The organism is uncultured Marinobacter sp. (assembly GCF_947259545.1).
Taxonomy (GTDB): Bacteria; Pseudomonadota; Gammaproteobacteria; order Pseudomonadales; family Oleiphilaceae; genus Marinobacter.
In genome coordinates, this window is record NZ_CAMYMK010000003.1 from 92,342 (window position 1) to 112,696 (window position 20,355).

The 20,355-nt window shown below is 57.7% G+C and carries 18 protein-coding genes; 2 read left to right on the forward strand and 16 right to left on the reverse strand.

Features of this window, described 5'->3' with window-relative positions; translation table 11 throughout:
- Positions 1 to 78 precede the first annotated feature (78 nt).
- A complete protein-coding gene (locus Q0Y21_RS06235) occupies positions 79 to 1,230 on the reverse strand; it encodes an alpha/beta fold hydrolase (RefSeq protein WP_297792668.1) in 1,152 nt (383 codons plus the stop codon).
- Positions 1,231 to 1,428: 198 nt separating this feature from the next.
- On the opposite strand from Q0Y21_RS06235, the gene Q0Y21_RS06240 reads away from it, so the two are divergent.
- Positions 1,429 to 2,334 carry an acyltransferase gene (locus tag Q0Y21_RS06240; RefSeq protein WP_297792669.1) on the forward strand — a complete coding sequence of 302 codons (906 nt, stop codon included), beginning with the start codon at positions 1,429 to 1,431 and terminating at the stop codon, positions 2,332 to 2,334.
- Here the strand turns inward: Q0Y21_RS06240 and Q0Y21_RS06245 are convergent, their stop codons facing one another.
- From Q0Y21_RS06245 to Q0Y21_RS06290, 10 genes are all read right to left on the reverse strand, one after another.
- A complete protein-coding gene (locus Q0Y21_RS06245) occupies positions 2,335 to 3,471 on the reverse strand; it encodes an ankyrin repeat domain-containing protein (protein ID WP_297792670.1) in 1,137 nt (378 codons plus the stop codon).
- A gap of 53 nt (positions 3,472 to 3,524) precedes the next feature.
- The gene (locus Q0Y21_RS06250) at positions 3,525 to 4,658 is read right to left on the reverse strand and encodes a hypothetical protein (protein ID WP_297792672.1); all 1,134 of its coding nucleotides are present in this window, start codon (positions 4,656 to 4,658) and stop codon (positions 3,525 to 3,527) included.
- A 28-nt stretch (positions 4,659 to 4,686) separates the two neighbouring features.
- Positions 4,687 to 5,502 carry a hypothetical protein gene (locus Q0Y21_RS06255; protein ID WP_297792674.1) on the reverse strand — a complete coding sequence of 272 codons (816 nt, stop codon included), beginning with the start codon at positions 5,500 to 5,502 and terminating at the stop codon, positions 4,687 to 4,689.
- On the reverse strand, positions 5,499 to 5,945 hold the full coding sequence (locus Q0Y21_RS06260; protein ID WP_297792677.1) for a YcfL family protein: 447 nt from the start codon (positions 5,943 to 5,945) through the stop codon (positions 5,499 to 5,501). The genes Q0Y21_RS06255 and Q0Y21_RS06260 overlap by 4 nt, the downstream gene beginning before the upstream one ends.
- Position 5,946: 1 nt before the next feature.
- On the reverse strand, positions 5,947 to 7,194 hold the full coding sequence (locus tag Q0Y21_RS06265) for a hypothetical protein (RefSeq protein ID WP_297792679.1): 1,248 nt from the start codon (positions 7,192 to 7,194) through the stop codon (positions 5,947 to 5,949).
- On the reverse strand, positions 7,178 to 7,819 hold the full coding sequence (locus tag Q0Y21_RS06270) for a CsgG/HfaB family protein (protein ID WP_297792682.1): 642 nt from the start codon (positions 7,817 to 7,819) through the stop codon (positions 7,178 to 7,180). The genes Q0Y21_RS06265 and Q0Y21_RS06270 overlap by 17 nt, the downstream gene beginning before the upstream one ends.
- A 60-nt stretch (positions 7,820 to 7,879) precedes the next feature.
- Complete coding sequence (locus Q0Y21_RS06275) at positions 7,880 to 9,235, reverse strand: hypothetical protein (RefSeq protein WP_297792686.1); 1,356 nt, start codon at positions 9,233 to 9,235, stop codon at positions 7,880 to 7,882.
- 280 nt (positions 9,236 to 9,515) lie between these two features.
- A complete protein-coding gene (locus Q0Y21_RS06280) occupies positions 9,516 to 9,719 on the reverse strand; it encodes a hypothetical protein (RefSeq protein ID WP_297792689.1) in 204 nt (67 codons plus the stop codon).
- 60 nt (positions 9,720 to 9,779) lie between these two features.
- Positions 9,780 to 11,765 carry a VacB/RNase II family 3'-5' exoribonuclease gene (locus tag Q0Y21_RS06285; RefSeq protein WP_297792692.1) on the reverse strand — a complete coding sequence of 662 codons (1,986 nt, stop codon included), beginning with the start codon at positions 11,763 to 11,765 and terminating at the stop codon, positions 9,780 to 9,782.
- 84 nt (positions 11,766 to 11,849) lie between these two features.
- The gene (locus Q0Y21_RS06290; protein WP_297792695.1) at positions 11,850 to 12,524 is read right to left on the reverse strand and encodes a Fe2+-dependent dioxygenase; all 675 of its coding nucleotides are present in this window, start codon (positions 12,522 to 12,524) and stop codon (positions 11,850 to 11,852) included.
- A gap of 139 nt (positions 12,525 to 12,663) precedes the next feature.
- Here Q0Y21_RS06290 and Q0Y21_RS06295 point away from each other — a divergent pair, with 139 nt between their 5' ends.
- Positions 12,664 to 13,713 carry a hypothetical protein gene (locus Q0Y21_RS06295; RefSeq protein WP_297792698.1) on the forward strand — a complete coding sequence of 350 codons (1,050 nt, stop codon included), beginning with the start codon at positions 12,664 to 12,666 and terminating at the stop codon, positions 13,711 to 13,713.
- Positions 13,714 to 13,759: 46 nt separating this feature from the next.
- Here Q0Y21_RS06295 and Q0Y21_RS06300 read toward each other — a convergent pair whose 3' ends face one another.
- From Q0Y21_RS06300 to Q0Y21_RS06320, 5 genes are all read right to left on the reverse strand, one after another.
- Positions 13,760 to 14,167 carry a DUF411 domain-containing protein gene (locus Q0Y21_RS06300; RefSeq protein WP_297792930.1) on the reverse strand — a complete coding sequence of 136 codons (408 nt, stop codon included), beginning with the start codon at positions 14,165 to 14,167 and terminating at the stop codon, positions 13,760 to 13,762.
- Between the two features lie 183 nt (positions 14,168 to 14,350).
- Positions 14,351 to 16,960, reverse strand: a complete 2,610-nt coding sequence (locus Q0Y21_RS06305) for a heavy metal translocating P-type ATPase (RefSeq protein WP_297792701.1) — start codon at positions 16,958 to 16,960, stop codon at positions 14,351 to 14,353.
- Positions 16,961 to 16,966: 6 nt separating this feature from the next.
- Entirely contained in the window at positions 16,967 to 17,410 is a 444-nt protein-coding gene (locus tag Q0Y21_RS06310) for a MerR family DNA-binding protein (protein WP_297792704.1), read from the reverse strand.
- Between the two features lie 248 nt (positions 17,411 to 17,658).
- The gene (locus Q0Y21_RS06315) at positions 17,659 to 17,973 is read right to left on the reverse strand and encodes a hypothetical protein (protein ID WP_297792707.1); all 315 of its coding nucleotides are present in this window, start codon (positions 17,971 to 17,973) and stop codon (positions 17,659 to 17,661) included.
- A gap of 52 nt (positions 17,974 to 18,025) precedes the next feature.
- A complete protein-coding gene (locus Q0Y21_RS06320) occupies positions 18,026 to 20,293 on the reverse strand; it encodes an EAL domain-containing protein (RefSeq protein WP_297792709.1) in 2,268 nt (755 codons plus the stop codon).
- Between the last annotated feature and the right edge of the window lie 62 nt (positions 20,294 to 20,355).

Here is a 20,355-nt window from a genome sequence, read left to right on the forward strand (position 1 = left end):
TTCCTTTTCGGTCAGGGTGCTTTCGGCTTTTCCTTCCTTAATAGTAGCACCCTGCCGGCCAGCCCGGTTGATGAAAACTCAGTCAGATCGCTCGGCCAACCATTCCGCCAATTCCAGCCAGCTTTCCCGAGGTGCCTTGCTACCGGCCAGAATGCCCATATGCCCCCCCGGCACTACCCGGAATGTTCTGTCGGCTGAGCTGACGTGATCCATCACCCGCTTCGCCGCACCGGGTGTGGCCAAAGTGTCCTCCTGACCAGCGATGGCCAGTAAGTTGGCGTTCACATTCTCCAGGCGGGCAACATCTTCACCGATCTGAATCTCGCCCTTCGACAGCTGATTGTCGATCCAGATCCGCACCACGGTGTCCTGAATAATGCCGCCGGGGTAAGCCACCATCCGGTCCAGAAACGCCGACGTTGTAGCGTGGTTACTGACGAACTCCCGGTCACCCAGTCGTACAATCAACTCCCAGTAACCCATCACGCTGCCAATCGGATTGGTCAGCTTGAAACCAATCGTATTGGCCCAGCCCGGTGTGTGGAACCAGTGGGGTTTGACATTGTGGATGCGAAAACCGGTGCGTTTTCGCACAAAGTCCGCCACATCCGCGACACGCTGGTACATCAGACCCATCAGACCGGACGCATGACTATCGATGGGCAAACCCAGAACCACGGCGTTGCGGATGTGCTGATCCTTGCTCAGAGCCGAGTAGAACAGCGTAAACATGCCGCCCATGCTCCAGCCATGCAGCGACAATTCCTGCTCTCCGCTGTGTTCCCGCACCCGGTTCAGATACGCTGGCAGCAACTCCGCCACGTAGGTGTGCAGATTGTAGTGACTGTGCTCGCGGGTCGGGATACCCCAGTCGATCAGGTACACCTCAAATCCCTTCGCTCGCAGGAAACGCACCAGACTGCGCTGGGGAAACAGGTCATAGATCAGCATATTCACCGCCAGCGGCGGCACTATGACAATCGGTGTTTTGTGTGCGGTGCGTTCCACCGTGATGGTTTCGCCATCCAGCTCGATAAAATCCTCCGCCAGCGGCGGATAATACCGCAGACTGACCAGGCCATCGGTGTGCAGTGTTTCAAACGGCGTTTGTCCCGCCTGCACCAGGCTGGCGGCGCGGAATACCCGGTCAAAGGCATTGCCCGCATAAAGAGCCGTTTGCCGGGTGAGTCCCGACGCTTTGTCAGCCGCGGATTTGAAGAGGTTTGGCATGGGAATGTCCATAGTGGGATTCGAAACTCACTTTGATGCTTGGCGTTTGCGTGAAGGCTACCGCCGCATTCTGAATTGAGCTATGGCACCACCGTCACAAAAATGGGGCACACCGGTCACTTCGGGCCACTGCCCAATCCGGTCTCTGATTGATATGATTGCTCCCCATTTGGAAACAACAACCAAAACAGGACAACCATGCTCAGCTTCCTGCCCGCTCCCGTTATCGGTGTACTCAATTCCATCCTGCTGGGAATCAACACACTGTTCTGGTGCCTGCTGCTCTACATTCCGGCGCTATTGAAACTCATCGTTCCCCACCAGGGCTTCCGCGTGCTCTGCACCCGAGCCATCATCTGGATCTCAGAATCCTGGGTGGCCTGTAACACCGGCTGGATGAAACTCACCCATGGTACCCGTTGGGATGTGAAAGGCGCGGAGAACCTGCAGCGGGAAAGCTGGTACCTGGTGCTGAGCAATCATCAGAGCTGGGTTGATATCTTCGCCATGCAGCGGGTCTTCAACCGTAGGGCACCGTTCCTGAAGTTCTTCCTGAAGCAACAGCTGATCTGGGTGCCGGTCATCGGCCTGGCGTGGTGGGGGCTGGATTTCCCGTTTATGAAACGCTACACGCGGGAATACCTGATCAAACATCCGGAGAAGCGTGGTGAAGATCTCAAGGCTACCCGCAGGGCCTGCGAAAAGTTCCGCTACACTCCGGTCAGTGTGATGAACTTCGTGGAAGGCACGCGCTTTACCCCGGCCAAGCACGACAAGCAAAAATCACCCTACACTCATTTGCTCACCCCCAAAGCTGGCGGTGTCGCCTTTGTACTGGACGCCATGGGTGACTCTATCCAGACCCTGGTGGACGTCACCATTGCCTACCCGGGTGGCGCGCCCACCTTCTGGGATTTTATCTGCGGTCGGGTGAGTGAAGTGAAAATGGAGATTCACACCGTTGCTATCCCGGAGCATCTGAAGGGGCGGGATTACTCAACGGATGCGGAGCATCGCAGAAACGTCAAGGAGTGGCTGGCGGATCAGTGGCGGGCCAAGGATGAGCGCCTTTCTGCGATGCTGGGTGAATCCGTCAAAGTTTAATCAGTTAACGAGGTCGGGATACACTTGCTTGGTCGCGGTGAAGACCTCGTTGAAATTCTTGTCGTTGCCGTGCTTCAGCCTGAGGTATCGGGCCATGTCTGCAAGTGAGTTGAAGCTCATGTCGGATGTGGCTCTGATGTGCTCCCAGCCGCCAGAAGCTTCTATCGCAGCCCGGCGGCCAATAGCCTCGCCGATTGCAGAGCCTGCCATACCCACCAGTGCAATAGCCGCGAAACTATCGGAAAATTGTTCTGCAACAACACTGGCCGTGGCAGCCCCGGCGACGGTGCCCACCTGGGCTCCGATCCCTGCGTTGATGGCCTGGTTAACCCACTCGGCGGTGACACCGTCACTGGTGTAGGGCGACAGATATTCCCCTGAATTGTTATTGATGACGGCCTCGCTGGCCTGTTCCAACCGGTTGTCGTCAATTGGGGGATATTGCCTGGCGATGAGCTCCTCATCAAAATCGCGCCGTTCCATGGCTGCAAGAACCTTCTCCATCCGAATCGAAACATTTCGATAATGGTTTACTTGCTGGAATGAATGTCCCTCAGAAGCTGCTAACGCCTGTTTGTTAGAATCCCGTCTGATAGTGACAGCCTTTATCGCTGACAGACCTTTATCATTCATTAAGGTTGGATCCGCTCCGCGGTTTATTAATAACCTGATGGCCGCGGGCGATTTAAAGAAAACGGGATGATGGAGTGCTGTGTCACCCTTGGCGTTTCTTTGGCTGATGTCCCCACCCGCATCAAGGACGGCTTTGACTGCCGGGTAGGAAGTTGCTGCGAACAAGGCCGGCATGTCCTCACCTTCCTTGAGGCTCAAAGATACGTCGGCGCCATAGGATACTAACAAGTCAAATAGCTTCTGGTTGAAATCGTTGTAGAGGACCGAGCTTCCAAAGGCTGCATAAAGTGGCCGGTCTCCTTTGTAATTCGTTGAGTTAGGATCGGCACCTTCTTTCAATGCCTGCTCCGCAGCATTGAGATCTGGATCCGAAACAATCGCATCAATCAGAACGTTGTGGAGTTTATTGTTAGTGCGGGTGGCACACCCGGAAGTTAATAAAACCGAGACAACCAGCAGTGCCAGCAGGATTCGCTGATCAATATGTTTAAAAGAGAGTACCATGAGCAATTTGTCCTCTGACCTGAAAGGAAGTAGGGAAGTTCCGGAGTAACGAATTAATCAGCGAGTTCGGGATATATCTTTGAAGTTGCATTAAAAACATCTTCATAGTTCTCGTCATTACCATGCCTCAATTCAAGATAGCGCCGCATATCCTCAATTGAGTTAAAGCTCATGTCGGACGTTTCTCTGATGTGCTCCCAGCCCCCAGAGGTTTCTATTGCGGCACTGCGTCCAATAGCCTCGCCAATCGCGGAGCCAGCCATGCTCACGACAGCCACGACTGCAAAGCTTTCCCCCAGTTCTCTTGCGATGGATCCGGCGGTAGCTGCACCAGTCGTTGAGCCAATCTGGGCCCCTATTCCTGCGTTAATTGCCTGATTGACCCATTCTGCAGTGACTCCGTCGCTGGTATAGGGGGACAGAAACTTCCCTGAACTGTCCGGAATAATATTTTTGCTTGCCAGCTCCAGCCTATTGTCATCGATAGGAGGGTATTCTCTGGCTATAAGAGTCTCGTCGAAATCTCGCGATTCCATGAGTGCCAGAATCCTCTCCAGACGAATTGCACGTCTGCGTTGGCTTTGCGCGAAGGTGACTGAATTTTTTTCGATGAGATGGCCCAGACGCTCTTTTGACGAGTCACGGACGAAAATGACGACGTCAATCGCGGAGACGCCACGCTTATCTTTAAGGTGAGGATCAGCGCCCAATTCCATCAGTCGTTCCACGGCAGCGGGCGTCATTGATGCCGAATGGTGAAGAACCGTCTCACCACTGGAGGTTCGCTGTTTGACGTCGGCGCCGGCGGAGACGAGGGCCTCCACGGATTCGAGGGTTTTGGCGAAGAAAATCGCGGGTAAGTCGCCTTTTTCTACGAGACTAATGGATAAATTTGCATTGTATGAGGTGAGAAGTTCGAAGAGGTCTTTATTAAAGCCGTCGTTATCAGTACCCCGGATGAAGGCTTTTTTGTCTGGGATGAAAGCTTTGTGTAGAGGACGAACGCCGTCGTACAAAACCATGTTGGGGTCAGCGCCTTCCGCAAGCGCTTGCCTTGCCAACCCAATATCCTGTTCGCCAATAAATGCATTTTGCAGTTTTGTATTTGGCGTGGCGCAGCCAGAGAGCCAAATCATTGTAAATGTAAGACAGAAACATGCCGCGGTCTTTATGTAGCGGTTAAACATAATAGCTGTTCTCGAAAGCACTTGGATTTTATAATTCCGCCAGAGTCTGCAGCGCCAATTCCTGCCCCACATCCCGCATGGACACGCGCTTCTCGCGTTTCTCGAAACCGTTATCCGTGGCAATCCAGCGGCGGTCTTCCTCGGTCTCCGGCGGCATGCCGTTGGAGCTGACCATGGTGCGGACCGAGCCGTCCTTGACGTTCAGAACGCGGATCTGGAAGTCATCGGAGGCCACTTCGCTGAGTACCAGCAGGTAATCCGCGTGCTGGTCCAGGGCGCGCATTTCCAGCCGCGCCTGGTCCGGTGACAGGCGTTCGAAGGTGCCATCCTCCAGGGCGTTGTCGGTAATGCGCATGATGGCATCGCGGTCGACAACTTTGACCCCGGCGCGGTTCAGCTGGGAGACAAAACCGCTTTGCAGGTCAAAGGCCGGTGCCGCCGGGCCAGAGCTTCGGCCCGAGCGGGTTTCGCTTTGCACGGCAGAGCGGGAGTCGCCGTCCAGATTCACATCGCCTTCGGGAACCTCGCCGCGCAGGCTGCCGGTGCTGGAAACCACCACTCGGCGACGGCTGGCCCAGTCGCTGACCTGATCATTGAACGTCCGATTCCAGAAAATCGCGATCCGGGGATCGGTTTGCCCCATGCCCTTCGAGAACCGGTCCAGAATGGCCTGGGCCGATTCAGAACGCTGCGATGCGTTAGCCTCGTTGACCAGGTCGTCTTCCGTCAGAGGCTTCTGGGGTTCTGCTTTCATGGGTGCGGCCGCGTGATCGTTAGCAGAATGCACTGAAAGCGGGTACAGGCTGGCTACACAGGCGGCGGCGACAAAAAATCGTTTCATCATTCAAGCCCCCTGACTTCTACCCGGTACTGTAGTGGCTGTGTTCCGGTTGAAAGTTCTTTGTAGGAGCTGACGCTGTTGGCCGGGATGGTGGAACGCTGCCAGGTGGGTCTGGCGTCCACCGGCACGCCATCCTGATCGAAAAACTGGGTGCGGGCTTCGATCTGGTAGTCGTGGTCGGTGTGGTTACGCAGCACCGCGTAGACTTCCGTGGTTCCGGTTTCGGTGCGACGGCGTCCGTGATTGATAACGGACAGGCGATAGGTCTTGCCGCTGCCCATAATGCCGCCTCCCCAGGTCCGGCTCAGGTCGTAGTCGGTAAAGACCACTGTGTTGTATTCAACCGGTGCGGTACGTTCCGTCAGTTTGGTGGAGTCACTGGGTATCGAGGAGCATCCTGCAACCAACAGCCCTGCCGCTGCGGTCATAGCGATCAGTGTTCTCATTTCAAAGGTCTCCTTTCCAGTCTAGGGGGCGGCGGGACGTGGCCAGTGCCAGTCCGCGGCCGCGGCCGTCAAAGTTGAATTCAGTGGTATGAGTCATGCCGGGAATCGGATTGCCGTTCTTGTCCAGAAAACGTACGGTGACTTTTTCGCCGGGTTCGGCCGTGATGGGCATGATGTGGAGCGTGTCCGGCAACGCTTCCCAGTAACGGATGTCCGCGCGCACATTGGCGGACGCCGACATACCCTGGGCGGCAACGCTGACCAGGCTGATGGCCGCAAAGCCAGCTCCAAGCACGCCCCCGGTTGCGGCACTGACACCGGCGAGCATGTTGTTCTGGCTCACCGAGCTGAGAGTGGTGCCGACATCACGGGTGGTTGATTTGTACTGGACCTGGCCTTCAACAATGCGATCAATGGCGCGACCGCCCCGGGTTGAGGCTTGAAAAAAGACGTCTTCCATGGGGTAAACCGTTTCCCAGCCTTTGTCTGTTTTCAGCTCCGCGCCCACATCCCGGAAGTTTTTGCCCCGGCGGTAAACCAGCTGGTAGTGGCCAACGCCATCGCCCAGCTTGCGGGGGGAGTTGCCGGTTTCGACGATCAGCAGTGCGTTGTGCTCTTCCGACGGAATGGGGGCGTCAGGCCGGAAGGCCTTCAGTTCCTCAAAATGCTGTTCAGCGAGTTTGTTGCTTTCCATCTGGGTAGCCGCCCAGCCGGCGAGATAGATCAGTGCCGCGAAATCCGCGCTGTTCTGTTCCTCCTCGGCGAAGGCATCCTGCAACAGGCCACTGATAAAGCTGGCCCGCGCGTTGCCATAGTCGCCCTCTTCCAGAAAGATCAGGCCCAGGTACAGGTACACCATTGAGCGTTCGTAGGGTTCGCCTTTGAAGTCCTTCTCGGCTTCCTCGTACCAGACGCTGCGAGCCTTGCGGGCGGCTTCATCGTCGGCGTAGATGCTTTCGATGCCGACTCTGGCCTGGTTCAGCGCTTTTTTTGCCTCGTCTCTGTAGCCTGCCCGGTAAGCTTTGAGGCCAATCTCCATCAGGTTAAGAACCTCGTTGCGACGGCCTTCCTGGTAAAGATTGCGAAAATCCTCCTGCACCACGGCGGGTTTGCTGGCCACAACCTGTTGCTGTCCGTCGGACAGGGTGGCGCGGTCGTAAGTTTTGGGCCCGGTTGCACAGCCGGCCAGCGTTGCGGCGAGCACCGCGCTGGTCAGCAGAGCCGGGCGGTGATTAACGGTAAACCACATCGTCACGGGCCGCCTTGCGCATTTCGTAGAGTCCGCTCCAGACGATAGTGCCCAGCTCCAGGTCCACCATTTCAAAGGTGATCTGGCTGTAGCGGGACTGGGTGCCATCGCTGCGGTCCGCCGCGTCCAGGGAGGTGATGCGGCCCGCCATACGGTAGTCGGCGCCGGCCTGGGCCGCGGTTTCGCGAATGGTGCCGCCATCGACGGCGCCGTCACGTTTCAGGTCACGTTCCTTCTGGACCATGCCCGCGTATTCTCGGCCTACAAACACCATGCGGCCGTTGGCGGCGCGGTTCAGTTCAATTCGCAGGCGGTCAGTCAGCATGTTGGTGTTGACCACCGATGAGCTTTCATTACGCAGGTATTCGTTGTCGATGATGATGCGCGGCGGGACATCACGACCCGCCAGCATGGGGTTGGCCAGCATGTCCCGCATCATCTCGTCGGTAACGGCGACAATGTCCTGGCTTTCAATACCAACGCCGCCGACCTTGCCGGTGGTGGAGGCATCTTCATACACCGTCGCCTCGCCACGGGTGTTATCTATATTGCTGGCGCAACCCGCCGTCAGGGAAACCGACAATGCCAGGCCCGCTGCCTTGGCAAATGGGGAGATGGATCGCATAAATTAACTCCGGTCAGATGAATCAGGGAACCGGCGGAGCAGGAGCTCCGCCGGTGTTAATCAGTAGGCAGTTGCCAGGGCGCCCTCGAGTTCCGGGTATACCTGCAGGGTCACTTGCATGGCGTCGCCATAAGTCGGCTCCCGACCGTATTTCTGCGTCAGGTACACGGCCATGTCCCGCAGGGAGTCAAAACTCATGTCAGAAGACTCGCGGATGGTTTCCCAGCCGCCGGAAGCGGAAATGGCAGCTTCGCGACCGGCGTCCTTACCCATCTGGGAGCCGATCATGCCGCCTATCAGCCCGGCAAACGGGACCGAGTCCAGTACCTGATTAGCGACCATGCTGCCGGCAGCCGCACCAACACCGGAGCCAACGGTACTGCCCATGCTGGCGTTGGTGCCGATATTCACCCATTCAGCCAGAACCCCATCGGAGGTGTACGGGCTCATATATTCACCCTGATTGTCGCGGCGCACCATTTTGGTCAGCAGGTCATCGGGCATTGGTTTAGCGGCGATAGCGGGCATGGTCATGCCGGAGCAGGCGCCGTCATCCACCATTTCGCCATACTGGAAACAGGTTCTGCGTTGGCCCTCGGGGAGCAGGTAGTTGGTCATCCAGCCGTGAGTGACATCATTTAGCATGCTTGTTGAGCTTGTGAGCCGGCTGCCCATGTAGCTGTCGACCCGGGCTTGCGGTCCCATGGCGGTTTGCTGGTTCCTGCGAACCAGGGTCGTCGTGGTGTTGGCTGCCGGGTTGGCGGTCAGGATAAGGTGGGTATCGGATTCGACGCCTTCCTTAAAGACGCCGGAGGTTGCTGTCAGGGTCTGGATGTTCACCGTCTGACCGTTATAGGAATTGGCCGAATTCTGGCGAGTCAGGAAACGCGCTTCACCCTCAAGTTCTCCGCTGTTGGCAGTGGCTTCAGTACGCACCTTTGCTTTGCTTGTCGAACTGCTGGCATCGGTGGTGACGGTCTGGGTGTAACTGCCAACGCCAACGAACGGTCCCTCAGGCATGCCATTGACGCACTCGCCCTCGAGAAGTTTTACAGACTCAATACGGGTGTCTTGTTCCATCTCAAACTGGACGCCGTGGCGGGCCTGTATGGCTTTGATTTCGGCCTCGGATTTACCATGTGTCACCATCCATTGCCCGGCGGTGCTCAGTTCGCAATCAATGGCGCCAGTAGTATCAAAGTAACTGTCCGGAGACGCCCGGAACTGCTGAAAGCTGGTGCGCAGTTCGCTGTGTCGTTGCTGCAGTTCCTCATCGGTGAACTGAGGTGACGACTGCAGTTCCGCCTGACTGACGGTTGCCATGGTCCCGCCCAAATAAGCCGGATTAGTCGCCAGACAGCCAGTGAGAGTGGTTGAAAGTATGAAAATACCGAGTAGTGAATTCTTCTTGGTCATCGTTCCGTCCGCTGTGCTGCTGTTTATTCCGAGCGCGTCAAATTTCATGACGAGGTTCTCTTGTGGCATTACAGATACGTATGAATAGCGGTTACCGAATCCCCTAAATAGGGTATATGACCGGCTTGGCCTTAGAGGGCAGGAGGTTTACTTTCTGAATTTGATGGAGTTTTCTGAATTGGCGAAAAGGGAAAAGTGTGTGCTTAAGTGTCAAGCTTTGTAAAATCTGGGTGTGGCTGATGTTTGTCGCGAGGAAATGGGATAGGTGGGGCCGAAGTGATCAGTCCTGATCGTCTTCTTCGACCTCGTCGGGGTGCTCCTGTTTGTAACGCTCCCACTCTTCCCAGTCGTGGGGCGTGCCAGCGTGGGGGCGCTTCAGGTGTTTTGCGTGCTCCATAGCGTTATGGCGCAAGCTGTGGTCCCGCTCCTCTTCGTCCGTGTCGAAACCGTATTTCTTGAGGAACTCGTCAGGACTGATGGGCATGGCGCACCTCCTTTTTAAGGTATTGCCTAGTTAATACGGTGCGCCTGTGCCTTTGGTTTTTCAACCCTTCTGTGGTTCGTCTGGCTTGATGATTTCTTCGGCGTCCACCAGCCTGAAATTGATCTGCTTTCGTTCCTCGTCCACGTCCGCGAAAGTCACGGTGACCGGCTGCTCCAGCTGGAAAATGCGGCCGTTCTTGTTGTGGATAAGGCGCAGGGTGACCGGATCAAAGCTGAACTTGCCTTCAAGCGTGCGGCAGCTGACAAAGCCTTCCAGGCCGTTGGCGTCCAGGCGGACAAAGAATCCGGCGGGCACGGTGCGGCTGATGACGCCGGGCATGGGGTCAGCCCCGAGCGTCTTGGCGAAATCGCTCTTGAGCCAGCTTTCCAGACTGTTCGCGGCCTGACGTGCCCGGATCTGGGTGGCCTGCAGCTCCGCCAATTGTTCTTCGGTCAGGTCACTCATGGGCTCCTGCCACAGAATCGACTTGATCAGTCGATGCACATGGAAGTCGCTGTACTTACGAAGGGGTGAGGTGAACGTGGTGTAAGCCGGCAGCCCCATGCCCTGGTGAGCCGCTGCTTCGAACGCCAGTTCCGCCCGTGCCAGCTGGCGAGAGATGATGGCCTTGACCGGGACCTCGGCGTCCAGTTGTTCCGAGCGTTTCATCAGATCACGGAAGCCCTCGGCGGAGGCCGCATCGACACTGGCCAGCTCCGGAGCATAGCTTTCGAGCAGGGACCGGATATTGTCTGCTCGGTCGCCACGCAGGCCGGGGTGCTGGATAAACAGGCCCCTGGACTGCTGGCTGAGGAAATCCGCGGCACAGCGGTTGGCGGCCACCATGCATTCTTCCACCAGCCGATGGGCTTCGTTCTGTACCGAGGGTTCGATCAGTCGTACCCGTTTGTTCTCGTCCAGGCGCAGGCGGAATTCGGGGCGGTCCGCACTCAGCAGCGCGTGCTCGCCGCGCCATTTGCGCAGGGCGGTAGCAGTCTGGTGTAGCTGATCGAGGCTGTTGGCAACCGCGTCGGGCAGAGCTTTGATGTCGTCGTCCTCGCGGCCTTCGATCAGGTTGGATACCAGCTCGTAGCTGAGCTTGCCCTTGGACTGGATCACCGCCTTGTGGAAACTGTAGTCGCCCAGGCTGCCATCGTTGTTAACCTGCAGGTCGCAGACCAGCGCCAGGCGCTTGACGTCGGGCATCAGTGAACACAGCCGGGTGCTGAGGCTGTCCGGCAACATCGGCAGGGGCTCACCGGGGAAATAGATCGCCGTGGCCCGGTTGAACGCTTCGGCTTCGGCAGCACTGCCCGGTTCGATCACCGCGGTGGGATCGGCAATGGCGATGGACAGTTTCCAGCCGGTGGCATTGGGCTCGGCCAGCAGCGAGTCATCCATATCCTGGGTACCCGGGCTGTCAATGGTGACATACGGCTGTGAGGTGCGATCCTCACGATCACCGGACTGAGCTTCCACGGTGCCTTCGTCCAGGGCGTCAGCCTGTTTTTTTACCGCTTCCGGCCAGGTGTCCAGCAGGTCAAAAGTGGCCAGGGTAAAGGACCGTTCAATGCCCGGTTCCCCGGCCTTGCCAAGGACCTTCAGGATTTTGGCCTGACCCTTGCCATCCTTGAACGGGTGTTTGTGGATGCGGCAGTAGATGAAGTCATCCTGCTCGGCATTCATCCGCTCTTTCGGTGGAATGAAAATCCAGCGGTTGATGCCCGGGGTTTCCGGCACCACAAAGTGCCCTTTGCCCTTGATCAGATAGCGCCCGACGAACGTGGTCAGGTTGCTTTCCAGCAACTCATCCACCACACCCTGGAGTTTGCCCTTGTCCCCTTCCTGTTCGGTGATATTGACGCGGTCACCGGGCAGCACCTTCTGCATTTCCTCCGGTGGCAGGAAGACATCCCGGCCCTCGTCAAGCGCGACGAACCCGAAACGACCGTTAGTGGCTTTGACGGTGCCGGGGAAGACCACCTTGTTTTCTTCGATGTCAGTTTTCAGCTGGCGCAACTGGCTGAGAGCGTCGGCATTGAGCATGAACGGGACCTGGCTGGTAAAAATGAATGATGGGGCGGAGTATAACGGTTCTCGGTCCACGCGTCAGATAGCAGACTTCCGATACTAGATCTCTGCCCAGAATCGCTGAAGGTTGGCAAGTGACTTGGTGAGCAGGTCGAATTCTGTGGACTTGCCCTCGCGCTCGAAAAGCTGGCGCCGGGCGGTATCAAGGTCAAACAGCACTTCCCTCTGGGCAGGATCCCGAATGGTGCTCTGAATCCAGCCAATGGCGACGCGGCGCTGACCTCGGGTTACCGGCTCAACCCGATGCAGGGTCGAGGAAGGGTAAATCACTACTGAGCCCGCGGGCAGTTTGTAGGACTGTTCGCCGGCAGTGGTGTCGGTCACCAGTTCGCCGCCATCGTAGCTGTCGGGATCGTCCAGAAACAGGGTAAAGGAGATATCGGTCCGTAGCCGTCCTGGCCCACGGCCCATCACCGGATCGTCGACATGGTTACCGTAGGTCATGCCATCCCGATAGCGACTGAACAGGATGGAGGTCATCTTCGCGGGTCTCACCGCCATCTGGAAGACGGGATGCCCGGTCAGGGCATTTTCCACCTCGGTGCGAATCGATTGGCCGGCTTTGTCAGTGACCTGCATCTGTTCATTGTTCTTTACCAGGCGGGCATGCCAGCCTGCAGTGCTGCGCCCGTCCTCAAACTGGCCGCTATCCAGTGCGGAGCGGACGCGCTCCAGCTGGTTTCGGTTCAATACCTCACCAATGCAAAGAATCATGGTGTCTCCAATCGGTAATACGACTAATTTGCAATTACAGTCTTAATTGGAACATCATGCATCACCATGGAATAACCATCAATCTTCCCGGCATGGATGTGTTCCAGCCGGTGGTCTTTTGTTGTTTAAGGAGAGCTCGATGAACAATCAGAAACTGAAGCTGTGGACTGGTATCGGTATGGCAACGTTGCTGGCCAGTTCCGGCGCCGTGGCCGATGATCATAAAAGCGGCCATCACGACGACATGATGACGTCCGGCTCCCATGGCGGAGAGGGAGGAGAACACCATGGTGGTGAAGGTGGAGAACGCCACGGTGGAGAGGGCGGTGAGCACCACGGAGGCGAAGGCGGAGAAAATCACGGTGGTGAAGGCGGCGAACAGCACGGTGGTGAAGGTGGTGAACACCATGGCGGCGAAGGCGGTGAGCAGCATGGAGGAGAGGCTGGCGCCGCTTTTAGTTACTTCGCTGCTGGCGGCGAAGGTGGTGAAGGCGGAGAAGGCGGAGAAGGCGGCGAAGGCGGCGAAGCGGGTGGTTCCGTGTCAGCGGTTGAGTCCGACGGCGCCTATGTCGCGATGCTTAAGATGATGCAGGGGCATCTGATGGCGGCGCGGGAGTTGATCAAGTCAGGCGAGGTCGCCGAGGGCCGGCCGCATCTGACCCATCCCTGGATTGAGGTTTACCCCATGGCCGAAGCGGGACTGAAACACCGCGGCCAGAAAGAGCTGGGCGGTCGCCTGCAGACCCTGGCGGAAAAAGCGGGGCAGGTTGAGAACTGGGGCGACATCAACCAGGAGTTTCAGGCGGCCTGGGTCGCGGCCGAGGAAGCATTGAACTCAGTCGGTGGTGGTGAGCCGAGCGCTGCAACCGTCTCAAAGGTTGCGTTGTCGCTCACCAAGCAGGCGGTGCTGGAGTATGACGAGGCACTCGACGGTGAGCAGTTTGTAGCGGTTCACGAATACCAGGACGGCCGTGGCTTCGTGCTTTCAGCCCGTGATTATCTGGATCGCCATAAGGCTGTTCTGAAGAAACAGAATAAGGAAGCCTGGCGTGACGTAGGCAAAGCCCTGGATGAATTGCAGAAGGCCTGGCCGACAGCGGTCCCACCGGAGCAGCCAGTGATTCCGGTCGCTGATCTGTACTCTGCCCAGGCGAGGCTGGAGCTTGCGTTGGCTCCTTACCTCTACTGATCCTGATACGGGGCCGGGGCCTATAGGTCCCGGCCCGGGGTTTCAGTTAATTATATTGCGAAAATACCCGAGTCTGACCGGTTTCGTTGAACAGGATGACCTTGTAGTGGTCTTTCCGGTCGCCCACTTCCATACCCGGTGAGCCAAGGGGCATGCCGGGCACGCTTAGCCCTGTGGCTTGCGGCGCTTCCGTGATGAGGCGCTGGATATCGCTGGCGGGCACATGACCTTCGATGACGTAGTCACCCACGAAAGCCGTGTGGCAACTGGCCAGCGCCGGGGTCAGGCCGGCGTCGATTTTGATTTGGTTGAGGTCGGTGGTCTCTGTAACGTCGACGTCAAAGCCGTTTTCTTCCAGGTGATCGACCCAGTCGCTGCAGCAGCCGCAGGAAGGGGATTTGTAGACGTGGATGTTTTCAGCGTCGCCTTCTGCCAGCAACGGGGTGCTGATCATGGTGCTGAGGCCGAAGGCCGCAGCAAGGCCGAAAGCTTTTTTGCGCAGGGTCATGTCTTTTTCCTCAGTGATGATGGCTGTGATCGTTGTTAGAGGCGCCGGTGGATGATGGCGACAGCCAGAACCACCAGACGATGGCAGCCATCAGTAACAGTCCTCCGGAATTGACCAGAAGTGTGCCCATCAGTTCCGCTCCTCTTGCTGATTGTCGATGTTTTTGTGACTGCTCCGGAACAACCGCAGGCGGTTGGCGTTGGAGACCACAGTGACCGATGACAGGGACATGGCGGCGCCGGCGAGGATCGGGCTCATCAGTATTCCCCAGACAGGGTAAAGCAGGCCGGCGGCCACCGGAATACCCATTGTGTTGTATACAAACGCCCCAAACAGGTTCTGGTGAATGTTTTTCACTGTTGCGCGGGAGATCTCGATGGCATCGGGCACGCCGTGCAGGGAGCCGCGCATCAGCGTAATGCCTGCACTTTCGATGGCCACGTCCGTGCCGGTACCAATGGCGAAGCCAACATCAGCGGCCGCCAGGGCCGGCGCATCGTTGATGCCGTCGCCGACCATGGCGACGGTATAGCCCTTGCCCCGCATTTCACTCACCACCTCGGCCTTGTCTTCCGGCAATACCTCCGCCCGGTAATCGTCGATCCCAGCCTTGTTAGCGATGGCTCTGGCGGTGGCGTCGACATCGCCGGTGACCATCATCACCCGGATGCCGGCATCGTGCAGGCGCTGTATCGCGGCCTGAGAATCCGGTTTGATGGCGTCGGCAACACCAATGACACCGAGGACCTCGTCGCCCAATGCCAGGAACAGCGGGGTGCCCGCCTCTTCGGCAATGGAACCGGCGGCAGCGGTCAGCTCATCCAGAGCCAGGCCTTCATTTTCCAGCCAGCGCCGGTTGCCCAGGCGCAGGGGGTTGCCATTGAACTCGCCTTTGACGCCTTTGCCGTTCAGTGCTTCAAAGCCGGACACTTTTTCAGCCTCGACGCCTTCCTCCTTCGCCTTCGCCAGAATCGCTTCCGCGAGCGGGTGTTCCGAGTGCTGTTCCAGCCCGGCCGCCAGAGCCAACAGGCGCTGTTCATCACCATCGCTGGCATGCACCCGGGTCACCGCCGGATGACCTTCGGTAATGGTGCCGGTCTTGTCCAGAATCACCAGATCCAGCTTGCCGGCGGTCTGCAGGGCGTCACCCTGACGGATCAATGCCCCGTATTCTGCGGCTTTGCCAACCCCGACCATCACCGACATGGGTGTGGCCAGACCCAGAGCACAGGGGCAGGCGATAATTAGCACTGTGGTAGCCGCTACCATCATGTGGACCACCGCAGGTTCCGGCCCGACGTTGTACCAGACCAGTGCCGCCACCACGGCAATCAGCATGACCGTGGGCACGAACACCGATGAGATCTTGTCAGCCAGTCGGCCAATGGCGGGTTTGGAACCCTGGGCTTTTTTTACCAGCTTGATGATCTGGGCCAGCGCGGTTTCGCTGCCGACCCGGGTGGCTTCGTAAATGATTGAACCGTGGGTGTTCAGTGTGCCGGCGGAGACCTCGTCGCCCTCTGATTTGCTTACCGGCATGGGCTCACCGGTCAGCATGCTCTCATCAATGCGGGTCGAGCCTTCGGCAATCACCCCGTCCACCGGCAGTTTCTCCCCGGGCCGGACCCGGATGTGATCGCCCTTGCGGACCTCCTCGACGGGAATATCCCGCTCTTCGCCATCACGAATCACCCGGGCGGTTTTCGCCCGCAGATCCAGTAAGCGGCGCACCGCTTCCGACGTCTTACCCTTGGCCCTCAACTCCAGCGCCTGGCCCAGATTGATCAGGCCGATGATCATCGCTGAGGCTTCAAAGTACACATGCCGCGCCATCTCCGGCAGGGCGCCGGGTATACTGGCTACCACAATCGAGTAGAGCCAGGCGGTGCCGGTGCCCAGGGCAATCAGCGTATCCATGTTGGCGTTATGATGCCGAAACGCCTTCCAGGCCCCGGTATAGAAGTGCCCGCCGGTGGCGGCCATGACCACCAGAGTCAGCACCCCCAGCCCGAGCCAGATGCCCTGATTGGCATCGGTCACCATCATGGTGCCAAAGCCCATGCCCCAGACCATCAGGCCCAGGCCCAGACTCAGGCTGATCGCCATCTTGATCAGCAGGGTTTTGTACTGCTTTCGGTCTGCTTCCTGCTTCCGATCGTCCGCCTCGTCCTCATCTTCAATCACACGGGCGCCATAGCCGGCGCTTTCCACGGCCTTCACCAGCGCCTGGGGGTCTGCGTCACCCGTGGCCGTCGCGGTGTTGTCCGCCAGATTCATATGGGCATGGCTGATACCACCCACCGACATCAGCGCCTTCTCAATAGTATTCACGCAGGAGGCGCAGGTAGCACCGGTTACCGACAGATGAACCTGCCCATTTCCAGCAGCGGAAGGCTCAGCCTGAGCGCTATCAGAGACCGTCTCGGCCGCATCGTCGAAGGGATGATCCGAGTGATCATCGTCGTTTTTGCTATGTTCAGCTTTGGCGGCACAGCAACTGGCGGGCTCCGGAGTATCTTCGAATGGCTCCGCCGGATAACCCGTCTCGGTCACAATCCGCGCCGCTTCAGCGGCATCCACGCCCTCTGGCAGGGCCACGGTCTGCTGTTCGAGATCCACTTCCACCAGGTCTGAATCGCCGGTCAGCGGTTCCAGAGCAGCTCGGATCTTCTTTACACAGCCCTGGCACGAGGCCCCGGAAATACTGAGTGTGGTCTGTAGTACTGGTGCGTCTGTCATGGGCGGTTACTCCTCAACCTCGTTGGCTGCCCCGGCAGAGGGCGCAGGGTCTTCCCAGTGTTCGATCAACCGGCAAATGGTGTGTCCATCGGGCGAACCATCCGGCATGTTCTGCCAGGCCGCCATAGCCGCCGTCATCCGCTGGCGCAGCTCCTGCAGCTCACGAATTTCCCGTTCCACCTCCGCCAGCCGCTGCTGAAAGACATCCCGTACCATCGGACAGGGCGAATGATGATCATCCGCCTGCTCCAGAATCTGCCGGATCTCCGGCAGCGAAAAGCCCAGCTGACGGGCCTTGCGGGCAAACCGCAGCCGCCGAAGATCCTCGGCATTGAACTGCTGATAGTTGTTGTCCGGATTGCGGGTCGGCTTCAACAGATTTTCCCGGGTATAGAACCGCACGGTATCCGGATTCACGCCGGCGGCTTCTGCAATGTCTTTGACTTTCATAGCCTGTTTCCCACCCCGAAGTGAATAATGGTCAAAGAAATCCACGACTGAAGTAAGCGGAGTGTCAAGGCAGTAACGACTTTCGAAAATGCTCGTAGCCATGGATGGCGGAGAGCAAGCGTACAGGGACGTATTCACAGCGGTTTTCGGAAGTCGTTACTGCCTTGACACGGCAAACTCCAATAACTTGAGGATAGCCTAAAACCTGTGAGTAACTCACAGGTCAAAGGTTTTTTAAGAGGAGAGGATTACTGGCTCTTGGCGCGAAGGAACGTACCGCAGGCCTTGCACTGGTCCGGCGCCATCAGCTTTGCCTGCCAGCCAATCTTGCGACCACAGGCCGGACACGCCAACCGCAGCTGAAGTACAATAATTGGCGTGATCAGCACCGCGATCAGAACTCCGAGCGGGCCCCAGCTTTCATCGCTGGACAGGCCCAACTGGCTGCTGAACACCAGAATGATCGTCAGGGCCACGAAGGCAAAAACAAAATAATTCCGATTCCAGCGTTCCCACTGGCGGATTTTCCGGTCTTGTTCAGGCGTCAGGTAGCGGCTTGTCATGGAGTCTTACCTTGCTGGGAATTGTCCGAAGTCGATGGTTAAAGGTAGCTGGTCAGATGCGGGAATCCGCCGGAATATCGGTAACCATGGTACCTTCGCGCAGGGCTTTTTCCAGAGAGGCCGCGGGAACGGGCCGGCTGATCAGGTAGCCTTGGGCCAGGTCGCAATGATGATCCTTGAGGAACGCCAGCTGCTCCATGGTCTCAACCCCTTCCGCCACAACACGGATACCGAGATTGTGGGCCAGATTGATCACCGCCCGGGTGATCACTGCATCGTCGTGTCGCTCGGTGACCTCGGTAATGAACGAACGGTCAATCTTAAGCAGATCTACGGGGAAGTCCCGCAAATAGCCCAGTGATGAATAGCCAACCCCGAAGTCATCAATGGCAAGGTGCACACCAAGTTTGTGTAACCGGGACAACTGGTTGAGGTTGTGTTCGATGTTCTGGATAAAAATTTCCTCGGTCAGCTCCACTTCCAATTGTCCCGGTGGCACATTGTGGGCTTCCAGTGCTTCCTGAATATGGTCCACCAGACCCTCATCATCCAGCTCACGCCCCGAGAGGTTGACGGCAATGCGCAGCTGTTCGAAAGCGGTGCCACGCCAGCGGGCAAGTTGCTCGCAGGCAGCCATCACAACCCAGCGCCCGATCTCGGTGATGCGGCCACTTTCTTCCGCCAACGGAATAAAATCGATGGGTGGCAGTAATCCCCGTTGCGGGTGTTGCCATCGTATCAGCGCCTCCGCGCTATGGATCTCGGCGCTTTCCAGGTCGACCTGCGGCTGGAAGTGAAGTACGAATTCGTTGTTGGCAAGGGCCTGGCTAAGGTCCTTGTCCAGCTCCAGGCGCATGACTTCCCGCTCCTGCATGCCCTCGGTGTAGAACTGGTAGGTATTGCGTCCCTGGTCCTTGGCGCGATACAGGGCAATATCCGCGTTACGGAGCAGGGTGTCGGTATCCAGGCCGCTCTGCGGGTAGAGGGCAATGCCCATGGTGGCGGTGATGCCGTGGGCCTGGTTCTGCACCTCGAAAGGCTCTGCGAAACATTGCTTGATCTGACCCAACAGATAAATGACGTCGTCCAGACTGTCGACATGCTGCTGGCAGATCATGAACTCATCTCCGCCGGAGTACGCCACCAGGATCTTCTCGTTGCTCAGGCTGTTCAGGCGCTCTGAAACCTTGATCAGCAGCTCGTCCCCGAACTGATGGCCAAGGGTGTCGTTAAGTACCTGGAAGCGGTCGAGATCCATCATCACCAGGGCCACCTGCCGCATCTGGCGGTCGGCGATACTGAGGGTATGGGTAAGGTCTTCCATGAAGAACCGGCGGTTCGCGAGACCAGTCAGGGCGTCAGTGGATTCCAGCCGGACCAGATCCTGCTGCACTGCCTTGCGCTGGTCTATTTCCAGTTCCAGCTCTTTGCGGGTCTTCAGCAGCGCGCGATTGCGTTTGAGTACGATCTGAACCAGCAGGGTGGTCAGGCTGATCATAATCCCCATGAACAGAATGGAGATAAACGTGACCCAGGGCCAGATGCTTTTCCGGTCGTTGACCCAGGTGGTCGACGGAGTAATGCTCAGCGACCAGTCCACTGTCGGCAGGTCGACCTCGACAGTGTGGGAGTAGTCAGTAGCGAATTCCCTGCCGGCGTTGAGCTCATAGGCAAGGGCGCCGCCTTCAAAAATACTGATATGGAAATCGTCCAGAACCCTGCTGGTCAGTAACTGGCGGGCCAGGGTTTCCATCAGGAAGACACCGGCAATGAACCCTTTGTTTTCATCACCAGAGTGGACCGGCACATAGATAACCAGGCCCGTGCCGCCCTGTCGAAGATCGACCACACCGGAAACATCGATGGTGCCGTTGGCTTGCGCGGCCTCCAGCGCTTTGCGGCGCTCCGGGGAAAATGCCACGTTGTAACCAATAACCTCTTCGTTGCCTGATACGGGCTCCAGCCAGCGAATCACGAACTGAGGGTCAATCCACTCAAGGGCCTGGTAAACGCCGAAGTCGTCCAGGTAGTTTCTGGCGTCCTGGCTCCAAAGCTCTTCCGTCATGTCCGGGTTGGCTTCAAGGCGTTTTGCCATGCGGCGAATGGCCTGCACATGAGCCAGGAATTCCCGCTCCAGGTTAACGGCCACGGCCTGGGCCTCATTGGCCAGATTGTTCTCAAGCTGGTGCCGGTCCTGCCTGTCGATGCCGAATTTCAGAACGGAAGCGATTCCGAGAAAGAGGACAAGAATCAGTACTGGAAAAACAGGGTGCAGAAGTCCTTTGACGACTTTGTTTGTCTCTGATTCTCGTTTTTCCACACATCACTCCGGTCTGGTGCACCAACAACAGTATCTATCGGCAGGTTGTGCTCAATTATGGG